Raw genomic sequence first — 13095 nt, forward strand, 5'->3', positions numbered from 1 at the left:
TAGTGGTAGTTGCTGATGTACTCCGTTTTTTACCGGGGGACACTCTTGATCGTTATCAAGTTTGGCGGTGCGGTTGCTGGATACCCTAGCGCCAATTTGAGCGATGTGTCGTCAGCAAAAACAGATGTCTGCTACGAGCATTTCATAACGACAGGGGCCAGCAGGCTTCGCAGCAGGAGAGTCCGGATGAGCAAATTCCTTGACCGGTTACGTTACTTCAAACAACTGGCCGAACCGTTTTCTGACGGTCACGGGCAGACCCTCAACACCAATCGTGACTGGGAAGACGGCTATCGCAGTCGCTGGCAGCATGACAAAATTGTACGTTCTACCCACGGAGTAAACTGCACGGGTTCATGCAGTTGGAAGATCTATGTGAAAAACGGTCTGGTGACGTGGGAAACACAGCAGACTGACTATCCGCGTACCCGCCCAGACCTGCCTAATCATGAACCTCGCGGCTGCCCGCGCGGTGCCAGCTACTCTTGGTATCTTTACAGCGCCAACCGTCTGAAATACCCGATGATGCGTAAACGCCTGATGAAACTGTGGCGTGAAGCGAAGCTGACATACAGCGATCCGGTTGATGCCTGGGCATCCATCGTCAACGACTCCGAAAAAACCAAATACTACAAACAAATTCGCGGCCGTGGTGGTTTCGTTCGTTCTGACTGGAACGAAGTGAATGAACTGATTGCGGCTTCTAACGTTTATACTGCCAAAACCTATGGTCCAGACCGCATTATCGGTTTCTCGCCGATCCCTGCTATGTCGATGGTGTCCTACGCGGCGGGTGCGCGTTACCTTTCTCTGCTCGGCGGTGTGTGCCTGAGCTTTTACGACTGGTACTGCGACTTACCACCCGCTTCACCGATGACCTGGGGTGAGCAGACTGACGTACCGGAATCTGCTGATTGGTACAACTCCTCTTACATCATTGCCTGGGGCTCTAACGTTCCGCAGACCCGTACGCCGGATGCCCACTTCTTTACCGAAGTGCGCTACAAAGGCACCAAAACCGTTGCTGTCACGCCGGACTACGCTGAAATCGCCAAGTTGTGCGATCAGTGGTTGAATCCGAAACAAGGCACCGACAGCGCGATGGCGCTGGCAATGGGCCACGTTATTCTGAAAGAGTTCCACCTCGACAAACCGAGCCAGTATTTCAGCGAGTACGTGCGTCAATACACGGATTTACCGATGCTGGTGCTGCTGGAACCACGTGAAGACGGTTACTACGCCGCGGGTCGTATGCTGCGTGCCTCCGATCTGGTTGACAACCTCGGTCATGACAACAACCCACAGTGGAAAACCATCGCGATTGACGATGAAAGCGGCAACCTGACTGCACCACAAGGGTCGATCGGCTATCGCTGGGGCGATCAGGGTAAATGGAACCTTGAGCAGCGCGACGGCGTCAGTGGCGAGGAAGTGAAGCTACGCTTGAGCTTGCTGGGGTCGCACGACGATGTGGTTGATGTCGGCTTCCCGTATTTTGGCGGTGCGGTCAGCGAACATTTCAACAACGTCGAGCTACAAGAAATTCTGCTGCACAAACTGCCGGTTAAGCGTTTGACGCTGGCTGACGGCAGCGAGGCGCTGGTTGCCTGTGTTTATGACCTGACGATGGCGAACTACGGTTTGGATCGCGGTCTGGGTGACGACAACTGCGCACATGATTATGACGACGTAAAAGCGTACAGCCCCGCCTGGGCCGAGAAGATTACTGGGGTTTCTCGTCAGAACATCATTCGTATCGCGCGTGAGTTCGCGGATAACGCCGATAAAACGCACGGTCGTTCCATGATCATCGTCGGCGCGGGAATCAACCACTGGTACCACATGGACATGAACTACCGCGGCATTATCAACATGCTGATTTTCTGCGGTTGTGTCGGCCAGAGCGGTGGCGGTTGGGCGCACTACGTCGGACAAGAAAAACTGCGTCCGCAAACGGGTTGGACGCCGCTGGCGTTTGGCCTGGACTGGCAGCGTCCGCCTCGTCACATGAACAGTACGTCATTCTTCTATAACCATTCCAGTCAGTGGCGTTATGAGACCGTCGCGCCGCAGGAACTGCTGTCACCGCTGGCGGACAAATCCCGCTTTAGCGGCAGCATGATTGACTTCAACGTGCGCGCTGAACGTATGGGCTGGTTGCCATCAGCACCGCAACTGAACGTTAACCCGCTGGATATCGCAGAAAAAGCACGTGCTGCTGGTGTGACGCCGCAGGACTATACCGTTGCTGCACTGAAGTCTGGCGAGATCAGATTTGCCGCTGAACAGCCGGATAGCCCGCAAAACTACCCGCGCAACCTGTTTATTTGGCGTTCTAACCTGCTTGGCTCTTCCGGTAAAGGCCACGAATACATGCTGAAGTATCTGCTGGGTACGGAGCACGGTATTCAAGGGCAAGATCTGGGCACAGCGGGCAGTGTGAAGCCAGAAGAAGTGGAATGGCGCGATCAAGGCGTTGAAGGTAAGTTGGATCTGGTGGTAACGCTCGATTTCCGTATGTCCAGCACCTGCCTGTACTCCGACATTGTTCTGCCAACGGCAACCTGGTACGAAAAAGACGACATGAATACCTCGGATATGCATCCGTTTATTCACCCGCTGTCTGCGGCCGTCGATCCTGCATGGGATTCCAAAAGCGATTGGGAAATCTACAAAGGCATTGCGAGAACCTTCTCCCGCGTGTGTCAGGGGCACCTTGGTCAGGAAACCGATCTGGTCACTTTGCCGATTCAACATGACTCTCCGGCAGAAATGGCGCAGCCGTTCGGCGTGGATGACTGGAAAAAGGGCGAATGCGACCTGATTCCGGGCAAAACCGCACCGCACCTGATGATGGTAGAACGCGATTACCCGAACCTGTACGAACGTTTCACCTCGCTGGGCCCGTTGCTGGACAAACTGGGTAACGGTGGTAAAGGCATCGGTTGGAACACGCAGACCGAAGTCGATTTCCTGAAAAAGCTGAACTACACCAAAACTGAAGGTGCGGCGGCAGGTCGTCCGAAGATTGAAACGGCGATCGATGCGGCAGAAGTCATTCTGTCCCTTGCTCCTGAAACCAATGGTCAGGTGGCAGTAAAAGCGTGGGAAGCGCTGAGCAAATTCACGGGTCGTGACCACGCGCATCTGGCACTGAATAAAGAAGACGAGAAAATCCGCTTCCGCGATATTCAGGCGCAGCCGCGCAAAATTATCTCCAGCCCGACCTGGTCTGGTCTGGAAGACGAGCACGTTTCCTATAACGCCTGTTATACCAACGTTCATGAGCTGATTCCGTGGCGTACGCTGTCCGGCCGCCAGCAGCTGTATCAAGACCATGAGTGGATGCGTGCTTTCGGTGAAAGTCTGCTGGTGTACCGTCCGCCGGTCGATACCCGAGCTGCGGCACCCGTAATGAATCAGAAACCCAACGGCAACCCGGAAAAAGCGTTGAACTTCCTGACACCGCACCAGAAATGGGGCATTCACTCCACGTACAGCGACAACCTGTTGATGCTGACGCTGGGTCGCGGTGGCCCGATTATCTGGCTGAGCGAAGAGGATGCCAGCGACTTGGGTATTGCGGATAACGATTGGATAGAAGCGTTCAACGCCAACGGTGCGCTGACGGCGCGTGCGGTAGTCAGCCAGCGTGTGCCAGCGGGAATGACCATGATGTACCACGCGCAGGAACGCATCATTAACCTGCCGGGATCGGAAATTACCCAGCAGCGCGGCGGTATTCACAACTCGGTGACCCGTATTACTCCGAAACCGACCCATATGATCGGCGGCTATGCCCAACTGGCTTATGGCTTTAACTACTACGGTACCGTCGGGTCAAACCGTGATGAGTTCGTCGTGGTTCGTAAAATGAAACGCATCGACTGGTTGGATGATGAAGGCCAGGACTATGTTCAGCAACAAACAGTTCAGAAAGCGGTACAGCGGGAGAAAGCCTGATGAAAATTCGTTCACAAGTGGGCATGGTGCTGAATCTGGACAAATGCATCGGCTGTCACACCTGCTCCGTTAGCTGTAAAAACGTCTGGACTAGCCGTGAAGGGATGGAATACGCCTGGTTCAATAACGTCGAAACCAAACCGGGCGTGGGCTATCCCCATGCCTGGGAAGATCAGGAAAAGTGGAAGGGCGGTTGGATCCGTAAGATCAGCGGCAAGCTTGAACCGCGCATGGGTAACCGTATCAGCGTGTTGTCTAAAATCTTCGCTAACCCTGATGTCCCGGAAATCGACGACTATTATGAGCCGTTCGACTACGACTATCAGAATCTGCGTAAAGCGCCGGAAGGTAAACACCAGCCTGTCGCTCGTCCACGCTCGCTGATTACCGGTCAGCGGATGAAAAAAATCGAAACCGGCCCGAACTGGGAAGACGATCTGGGTGGGGAATTTAGCGTACGCGCCAAAGATAAAAACTTTGAGCATATGCAGAAAGAGATGTACGGCCAGTTCGAAAACACGTTCATGATGTATTTGCCGCGCCTGTGCGAACACTGCCTGAACCCGGCGTGTGTGGCGACCTGTCCGAGCGGCGCGATCTATAAGCGTGGTGAAGACGGTATCGTCCTGATCGATCAGGACAAGTGCCGCGGCTGGCGGATGTGTTTGACCGGTTGCCCGTACAAGAAAATCTACTTCAACTGGAAGAGCGGAAAATCAGAAAAATGTATTTTCTGCTACCCGCGTATCGAAAGCGGCCAACCGACGCTCTGTTCGGAAACCTGCGTCGGACGTATCCGCTATCTGGGCGTGCTGCTCTATGATGCCGATCGCATCGAACAGGCAGCTTCTGTGGAAAATGAGAAAGATCTATACCAGAGCCAACTAGATGTGTTCCTCGACCCGCACGACCCGAAAGTCATTGAGCAAGCACTGAAAGACGGCATTCCAAACAGTGTGATTGACGCGGCGCAGAAGTCACCGGTTTACAAAATGGCGATGGACTGGAAGCTGGCGCTGCCGCTGCATCCAGAATATCGCACGTTGCCGATGGTGTGGTATGTCCCGCCGTTGTCACCGATTCAGTCTGCCGCGGATGCGGGGCAACTGGCGCACACCGGCGTACTGCCGGATGTAGAAAGTCTGCGTATTCCGGTGCAGTACCTGGCGAACCTGCTGACCGCAGGGGATACCGAACCTGTCTTACTGGCACTGAAACGTATGCTGGCGATGCGCCACTATAAACGTGCGGAAAGCGTAGAAGGCAAGATCGATACCAGTGCGCTGGAGCAGGTTGGGCTGACAGAAGCACAGGCGCAGGAAATGTATCGCTATCTGGCGATTGCTAACTACGAAGATCGTTTTGTGATCCCATCGAGCCACCGTGAACTGGCACGTGAAGCCTTCCCGGAAAGCAAAGGTTGTGGTTTCAGCTTTGGCGATGGTTGCCACGGCAGCGACACCAAATTCAACCTGTTCAACAGCAAGCGTATTGATGCTATCGATGTCAGCAGCAAAACGCGCGATATGAACAGCAAAATCATGCAGGAGACTAACCATGATTAGCCTGCGGATTATTGCTCGCCTGCTGGACTATCCCGATAGCGAGTTATGGGAAAACCGGGCTGAGTTGATCGAAGCGGTAGAGCAGGCTGATGCCTTACCGCTGCGTGAAAGTCATCAACTGATGCAGTTCATCAACACGCTGTGCGCGCAGGATCTGTTGGACAAACAGGCGGAGTACAGCGGCCTGTTTGATCGCGGTCGGGCGACGTCGCTGCTGCTGTTTGAGCACGTTCACGGTGAGTCTCGTGACCGTGGTCAGGCGATGGTCGATCTGATGCAGCAATATCAGGATGCCGGTCTGGCACTGGATTGCCGTGAACTGCCGGATTACCTGCCGCTGTATCTTGAGTACCTTTCTCGTCTGGAACCCGCACAGAGTCGCGCGGGTTTACTCGACATTGCGCCGATTCTGGCGTTGATTGGCGCGCGTTTGCAGCAGCGTGACAGCAGCTATGCCGCGCTGTTCGATCTGCTGTTGGCGCTGTCTGGCAGCGACCTGAAAAGTGACGATGTCACACACAAGGTAGCTGACGAAGCGCGCGACGACACGCCGCAGGCGCTGGATGCCGTGTGGGAAGAGGAACAGGTTAAGTTCCTCGGCGAAGAAGGCTGCGCATCGGCCCAACAAACGCAACACCAACGCCGCTTCGCTGGCGCGGTGGTGCCGCAATATCTGAATCTTGACGCTACATCGGCGGGGGGGCAACGTTAATGAGTGCTTTCACGAACTCTTCTTTTATCAACTTCAGCAATGTGTTCTTTTTTGACATCTATCCTTATATGGCGATGGCTATTTTCCTGATCGGCAGTTGGCTGCGTTATGACTATGGCCAATACAGCTGGCGCGCAGGTTCGAGCCAAATGCTGGATAAGAAAGGGATGCGTCTGGCGTCTAACCTGTTCCATCTGGGGATTCTGGGCGTATTTGCCGGGCACTTCCTCGGGATGCTGACGCCGCACTGGATGTACGAGGCCTTCCTGCCTATGGATGTAAAACAGAAAATGGCGATGTTTGGCGGCGGTGCGGCAGGTCTACTGACGTTTGTCGGTGGTGTGCTGTTGTTAAAGCGCCGTCTGACCAACCCGCGTATTCGTGCGACTTCCAGCGTCGGTGATATTCTCATTCTGTCATTGTTGGTAATTCAGGCCGGTTTAGGTGTGCTGACTATACCGTTCTCTGCACAGCATATGGACGGCAGTGAAATGCTGAAGTTGGTCGGTTGGGCACAGAGCGTGGCGTACTTCCAGGGCGGTGCATCTGCGCATCTGGTGGGTGTCGCGCTGATCTTCAAGCTGCACATCGTGCTGGGGCTAACGCTGTTCGTCCTATTCCCGTTCTGCCGTCTGGTTCACATCTGGAGCGCGCCGGTCGAGTACCTGACGCGTCGCTACCAATTAGTGCGTAACCGTCGCTGAGTATGATAGAAAACGGCGGTGTTATGATGACACCGCCGTTTTAATCCCTTCCTTTTCGTCTTTCTCTGCCAACAGCACTCACCATCGCAGTTCAGTTGATTACTTGCTTCGCGCTGTCGTCCATTGCACGGCGAAGACGCTGGCTAGCACGATCGCCAACCCCAGAAACGCCGTACCAGTCATCGATTGCGAAAGCAGAACCCAACCCAGCACCACGGCAGTCAGCGGACTGAGTAATCCCAGTGATGCCACGGCAACCGTCGGAAGACGGGATACGCCGCGAAACCAGAGTCCATAAGCGAGCACGGCACCCGCAAGACAGAGGTAGGCGTAGGCGGCATATTGCGACAGGGTTAACGCGGGCAGCGGCGCATCGGCCAGCCACGCAACGGGCGCAAGCATCAATCCACCGATAAAGAGTTGCCAGCCAGTAAGCGGCTGCACGGGTAAATCAAGTTGCCAGCGACGCGTTAACCAGACGCCCGTCGCCATACACACCGCACCCAGCAGCGCGGCGGCGATCCCTACGGGTTCGAATGTTGTCTGTGGTGACAGGAGTAAAACGGCCATGCCAATCACACCTATCACTGCCGACCACAGCGTAGCCAGTCTGGGAGCACGATGATCCACGGCCCAGACCAGTACCATCACCAGTAGAGGCTGGATTGCGCCAAGTACTGCCGCTAATCCACCGGGTAAACGGTAAGCCGCGACGAACAGTAACGCCTGAAAAACACCGATATTCAGAGCGCTGAGTATGAACACTCGCCCCCAGTCTCGTCGGGCAGGAAAGCGGCGGGTAAATAAAAGTAGCAGTAGACCCGCAGGTAACACACGTATCAGCGCGGCCGTGAAAGGGCGGTCCGGTGGCAGAAGTTCTGATGTCACGATGTAGGTAGATCCCCAAATCGCGGGGGCCAGCGCAGTGAGTATGACGTCACGCCAATAGTGTGGTGAGGATGGAGTATTCATGACTTTACCTTCAATTCAAGATACTATGATAGTGTTGATTAATTACCTTGAAGTCAAGATAAATGAAAAATCAAACCAGCGAGCGCAAATACGATGCGGTAGATGCCATCCTTGAACAGTGGCGGCGCGAACGTCCCGACCTGGATGCCAGCCCCATGGGACCGATTGGACGCCTCAGACGCTGTGCGGTGCTCATGGATCAGCGTCTGGAATCCTGTTTTTCCAGATTCGACCTGAGCAGTTGGGAGTTTGATATGTTGGCGACGCTGCGGCGTGCGGGGGCACCGCATTGTCTTAGCCCGACGGAACTTTTCTCCACGTTGATGGTGACGTCGGGAACCATGACTCACCGACTCAAGCGTCTTGAAACCCGAGGATTTATTGAACGTGTGCAGAACGAACAGGATGCGCGCAGTACGCTTGTGCAGCTCACCAGCACAGGACTTGAACTGATTAACCGTGCCGTCGAGGCACACATTGAGAATGAGAGACAGGTGCTCTCGGTACTACCTGCCGATGTGCTGGCTGCGCTTGATGCTAATCTCGCAATGTTATTGCGCGGGTTAGAAAGTCATAACAAAGGGAACTGAACCATGTCTGAATACCGTGCTTTAATCTGCTGGCAGCGCGATGGGCAAGATTTTATTGATAACCGCTACAGCCGACTGCATCAATGGCAGTTTGATGGCGGTATTACGCTGCGTGCCTCGTCGTCACCGCATGTCGTCCCGTTGCCTTTTTCACTGGAGGATGCGGTCGATCCTGAAGAGGCGCTGGTGGCCTCGCTGTCCAGTTGCCATATGCTGTGGTTTCTTTCCATTGCGGCCAAAAAACGTTTCTGCGTGGATGAGTATCAGGATCATGCAGTGGGAACGATGGGCGTGAATGCGGCAGGGAAAACGGCAATGCTAGACGTCACGCTGCGTCCGCAGGTGACATTCAGCGGCGAAAAGCAGCCTACCGTTGAGCAATATGCCCAGTTGCATGAACTAGCGCATGATGCCTGTTACATTGCCCATTCGGTGAATTTCCCGGTGAATTGTGAACCGACGTTAGGGACGAATCGTTGAGCTGAACAGGGCAGTGACGCTAAGACATAAGCGAAAATCATCGCCCGATACGTTCAGATCGGGCAGGATGATCGATTGCATGTAGCGGGTCATCACCATCCGGTAATGCGCTGCCAGGTTTCCTGCTCATGCTTGTGCGATTTCAGCACCTGATAGTGTTGATGCATCGCAGCGGTCGCACAGGCGTGGTTTGGCAATATCCGCAACCGCGTGCCGACGGGGAAATGATCGACCGAAAGTCCACTGTCGACAGGTAGCGTGATAATGCCGTGTTCCTGATTGGTTATGGCTACGCAGAGGTCGTGGTATGGGCTGCCATACAGGTCGCAAACTAGTCCGTAGCCGTAATCTTTTACCTGAGAGGCTGTACCGCGATCGCGGGAGAGCGCCATCCAGCCGGCGTCGATAAACACCCAGCCTTTCTCGCGGTTGTGACCAATGACGGTGCTGACGACCGACAGAGCGATATCATCCAGCGAACATACCCCGACATTTTTCATCACCAGATCGAACGTGGTGAACACGCCCGCCCTGACTTCGGTCACGCCAGTGAGATCGTCGGCAAAGTGCGCTGTCGGCGTGGCACCGACGCTGAGCACGGGACAAGCAATGCCCAGCGCCCGTACACGCTGTCCGGCGGTGTTGATGGCTTCACATTCTGCACGCGCGGCTGCCCTGATCGCCTCGTCTGTGCGGCAGGCGTACGATTCCCCCGCATGAGTCAGCAGGCCAGTGAGCACCGCGCCATTGCCGTCGACCAGCTTTGCTAGCTCAAGCAGTGCATCGCTTTTCGGCGGAATACCGCCGCGATGCCCGTCGCAGTCGATCTCAATAAAAACTGAAAACGTCACGCTATTGGCTCGGGCATAAGTGCTTACCGCCTGTGCCTGCTCTGCGCTATCCAGCAATATATGAACATTCACGCCGTTACGGATTAAGTTGGCGATGCGCGGCAGCTTGTGCGGGGCGATTCCCACGGCGTAGAGCAGATTGGTATAACCTGCGGCGGCAAAGGCTTCCGCTTCTGCCAGGGTCGACACCGTTGCTGGGGAGTCGGAATCTTTGAGCAAATAGCGACCAGCCTCGATCGAACGTAGCGTTTTAAGGTGCGGTCGAACCTGGCTGCCTAGATTTTTCGTACGCTGATAAAGCCTATCGATATTGCGTTGAAAGCGAAACTCATCAATCAGTAAAAAGGGGGTTTCCAGCGCGTTAAGCCACTCGGCGTTACTCATTGTATGCCTCCATTTTGTTTCTCTGTCTGCCAGGCCGCAAGAATGCGTTGGCCGATATATAAGTCCTGAATGGATAAACCAGAACTGTCAAAAATGGTGATGTCATCCCGCGTGTTACGTCCTGCTGCGTTCTCGCTAATGACGTCGCCGATAGCGGTCAGTGCCACATGAGCAGGCGCGTGTTGGAACTCACCGATGGTTCTTGACTGAGAGGGCAGATCGCAAAACAAGCGACCAGCGGCAAACAGTTCTGGCGGCAACTCCTGCTTGCCAGCGGCATCTGATCCCATGCTGACAATGTGCGTTCCTGCCTTGACCCATTCGGCGTTAAACAGCGGCTTACGAGATGGTGTTGCGGTAACGATGATATCTGCTGCACGACAGGCGCTTTCGGCATCGCTGATTTGTGCATCCAGCCCGGCAGCCTGGAATTCTTGCGCCATCTCTGTGGATTTTTCGCTATCGCGCCCGACAATCAGCACCGTACGTATGGGCCGTATTCTAGCCAGCGCGGCGCACTCGTAACGGGCCTGATGACCGGTTCCAAACACCGCCAGAACCGAGGCATCGGGTCTGGCTAGCAAATCGGCGGCGACGGCATCGGCGGCGGCAGTACGAAAAGCATTCACCTTTCCGGCCTCAATAGCCGCTGCCATTTTCCCGATTTGCTGATCGAACAGCAGAATAAGGGAATTATGGCGGGGCAAGCCGTTAGCGGGGTTTCCCGGCCAGAATGAACCGACTTTTAGCCCTGCAAGCTCACCAGTTGCAGAGGCTTTGATGCTGAATGTATTGCCCGGATCGGAGCCTTGTCCGTGTACCACAGGAAAACTGCGCGCTTTCGGTTCGCTGGCTGCAAGCAGGGCTTCGCGAACGGCATCATAAGCCAGCTCATGACTGATGAGTGCCGCCGATTCCGTTTCAGAAATAAAGATCATGTTTTTTTCCTCAAGCACTACCGGTCAGAAATGCGCCGTAGCGGCTGATATCGACATTCCCGCCACTGATAATGATACCGATGCGTTTGCCGTGTAGTGATTCCCTGAGATTACGCGCTGCTGCAAAACTGAGGCACCCTGTTGGCTCAACGACGATCTTCATACGCTCGGCGTAAAACCGCATGGCATCAATCAGGTCATCATCCGTTACGGTCAGAATATCATCGACGTTCTGGTGAATCAGAGGGAAGGTGTAGTTGCCCAGATGTTGGGTTTGTGCGCCATCGGCGATAGTGTTGGGCGTATCGATATGCACAATAGCGCCGCTGCGGAAAGATTGCTGCCCATCGTTGCCCGCAAGAGGTTCGACGCCATAAATTTTACAGTGTGGAGACAGTTGGCGGGCGGAGAGTGCGGAACCTGCCAGCAATCCACCACCGCCCAGACAGACGAACAGAGCATCCAACTCACCGGTTTCCTCCAGTAGCTCTTTCACGGCCGTGCCTTGTCCAGCAATAACGTGCGGGTGATCGTAAGGGGGAATGAGTGTCAGGCCATGTTTTTCGGCCAGATCTCTGCCGATCTGCTCACGATCTTCGGTATATCTGTTGTATTCCACAACGTTTCCGCCATAGCCGCGTGTTGCTGCGACCTTTGCCGCCGGTGCATCGTGTGGCATAACAATCGTTGCCGGAATGCCGAGTAATTTGGCGGAAAGGGCAATGGCCTGTGCATGGTTACCGGAGGAAAAAGTAACGACGCCTGCGGCTTTCTGCTCCTCTGAGAACTGCAACAGCGCGTTCATGGCACCGCGAAATTTGAATGCACCCATGCGCTGAAAGTTTTCACACTTAAAAAAAACCTCAGCACCGAAATCGTTATTGACCGTGCGTGATGTCATCACTGGCGTTTTATTAGCATAGCCATCAATGCGTTTCGCTGCGGCTACCACATCGTCGAAGGTTGGGAGGCGTAAGTCGCTCATGTCTGGATCACCTACTAATAGTGATTATGAATACCGAGGCCGTTGGCCCCGATGCTGTTGAATGCTTGATAAACAAAATATATAAAATTAGATAAATTGTCTAATGTGATTTATCTTTAGATTCTCAACTTACGAGAGACGAGTCGTGTGTTGCGGGGAAAGGGCGAAACGCCTGCACAGGACAAGAATAATGAAGAAATCGCGTGTGGTACTAAAGCAGATGTACTTACAGTACACTCAGCGCCAGAAAAAAACGCGGTTGCGCCAGTATTGGTATTGGAGAGTTATATGTCTGCATCTGGAGAAGGTCTGCTGCTGACGCAGTTAGATGCCATTGCGAAAGGGCTGAGTGAGACGTTTGCGCCATTCTGTGAAGTGGTTGTGCACGATCTGAAGAACCCGGAACACGCGATACTTTCCATTCACAATAATCTCTCTGGTAGGGAAGTGGGTGCTCCTGCGACAGAGCTGGGGCTTGCCCGAATTGCCTCACCGGAATTTCCTAACATTTTGGCGAACTACGCCAACCAGTTTGCTGACGGGCGTCCGGTAAAAAGCACGTCGGTCGGCATCAAAAATGCGGAAGGAGACTACGTTGCCGCGCTGTGCCTGAACGTCGATATGACGCTGTTCCGAGGCATGCAAAATGCGCTGGCGCAGTTCACCCAGCTTGCTTCGGACTCTGTAACCGAGCATTTAGAGCCAAACGGGGCGGCGGCGATCAGACAACACATCGATCTTTTTGCTGCGCGGCTTGCCACCACGCCACGGGCGCTAAAAGCGCAGGACAGAAAACTCCTGCTTCAGGAACTGAAAGACAGCGGCCTGCTGGAAGTTAAAAAATCCATGGAAACCATCGCACAGTATTTGGGCGTATCGCGGGCCTCGGTTTATTTGTATGCGAAGTAGGGAAAGGTCAGTTGGTGCTGGAGTTAACGTGCTAGAACGCTC

11 protein-coding genes are annotated in these 13095 nt (G+C 54.3%); 7 read left to right on the forward strand and 4 right to left on the reverse strand.

The window, feature by feature from the left end:
- Positions 1-186 precede the first annotated feature (186 nt).
- The 4 genes from CLR69_RS03860 to narI are packed head-to-tail and all read left to right on the forward strand — an operon-like array spanning position 187 to position 6944.
- Positions 187-3963 (forward strand): nitrate reductase subunit alpha, encoded by a 3777-nt coding sequence (locus CLR69_RS03860; protein WP_129711589.1) that lies wholly within the window; start codon positions 187-189, stop codon positions 3961-3963.
- Positions 3963-5528 (forward strand): nitrate reductase subunit beta, encoded by a 1566-nt coding sequence (narH, locus tag CLR69_RS03865; RefSeq protein WP_129711588.1) that lies wholly within the window; start codon positions 3963-3965, stop codon positions 5526-5528. Before CLR69_RS03860 ends, narH begins: the two co-directional genes overlap by 1 nt.
- A complete protein-coding gene (gene narJ, locus CLR69_RS03870; protein WP_129711587.1) occupies positions 5521-6240 on the forward strand; it encodes a nitrate reductase molybdenum cofactor assembly chaperone in 720 nt (239 codons plus the stop codon). The genes narH and narJ overlap by 8 nt, the downstream gene beginning before the upstream one ends.
- A gap of 26 nt (positions 6241-6266) precedes the next feature.
- Positions 6267-6944 (forward strand): respiratory nitrate reductase subunit gamma, encoded by a 678-nt coding sequence (gene narI, locus CLR69_RS03875; RefSeq protein ID WP_165345970.1) that lies wholly within the window; start codon positions 6267-6269, stop codon positions 6942-6944.
- Positions 6945-7043: 99 nt separating this feature from the next.
- Here narI and CLR69_RS03880 read toward each other — a convergent pair whose 3' ends face one another.
- Positions 7044-7916, reverse strand: a complete 873-nt coding sequence (locus CLR69_RS03880; protein ID WP_129711585.1) for an EamA family transporter — start codon at positions 7914-7916, stop codon at positions 7044-7046.
- Between the two features lie 62 nt (positions 7917-7978).
- On the opposite strand from CLR69_RS03880, the gene CLR69_RS03885 reads away from it, so the two are divergent.
- Together CLR69_RS03885 and CLR69_RS03890 are read left to right on the forward strand one after the other, a co-directional pair.
- Complete coding sequence (locus tag CLR69_RS03885) at positions 7979-8506, forward strand: MarR family winged helix-turn-helix transcriptional regulator (RefSeq protein WP_129711584.1); 528 nt, start codon at positions 7979-7981, stop codon at positions 8504-8506.
- A gap of 3 nt (positions 8507-8509) precedes the next feature.
- Positions 8510-8986, forward strand: a complete 477-nt coding sequence (locus CLR69_RS03890; RefSeq protein ID WP_129711583.1) for an OsmC family protein — start codon at positions 8510-8512, stop codon at positions 8984-8986.
- A gap of 92 nt (positions 8987-9078) precedes the next feature.
- Here CLR69_RS03890 and CLR69_RS03895 read toward each other — a convergent pair whose 3' ends face one another.
- The 3 genes from CLR69_RS03895 to CLR69_RS03905 are packed head-to-tail and all read right to left on the reverse strand — an operon-like array spanning position 9079 to position 12144.
- The gene (locus tag CLR69_RS03895; RefSeq protein WP_129711582.1) at positions 9079-10221 is read right to left on the reverse strand and encodes a DSD1 family PLP-dependent enzyme; all 1143 of its coding nucleotides are present in this window, start codon (positions 10219-10221) and stop codon (positions 9079-9081) included.
- Complete coding sequence (locus tag CLR69_RS03900) at positions 10218-11159, reverse strand: ornithine cyclodeaminase family protein (protein WP_129711581.1); 942 nt, start codon at positions 11157-11159, stop codon at positions 10218-10220. Before CLR69_RS03900 ends, CLR69_RS03895 begins: the two co-directional genes overlap by 4 nt.
- A 10-nt stretch (positions 11160-11169) precedes the next feature.
- Entirely contained in the window at positions 11170-12144 is a 975-nt protein-coding gene (locus CLR69_RS03905; protein WP_129709649.1) for a threo-3-hydroxy-L-aspartate ammonia-lyase, read from the reverse strand.
- Positions 12145-12432: 288 nt separating this feature from the next.
- On the opposite strand from CLR69_RS03905, the gene CLR69_RS03910 reads away from it, so the two are divergent.
- Positions 12433-13053 carry a helix-turn-helix transcriptional regulator gene (locus CLR69_RS03910; protein WP_129709647.1) on the forward strand — a complete coding sequence of 207 codons (621 nt, stop codon included), beginning with the start codon at positions 12433-12435 and terminating at the stop codon, positions 13051-13053.
- The last annotated feature ends 42 nt before the right edge of the window (positions 13054-13095 follow it).

Origin of the sequence: Pectobacterium zantedeschiae, from assembly GCF_004137795.1 — a bacterium.
Taxonomy (GTDB): Bacteria; Pseudomonadota; Gammaproteobacteria; order Enterobacterales; family Enterobacteriaceae; genus Pectobacterium; species Pectobacterium zantedeschiae.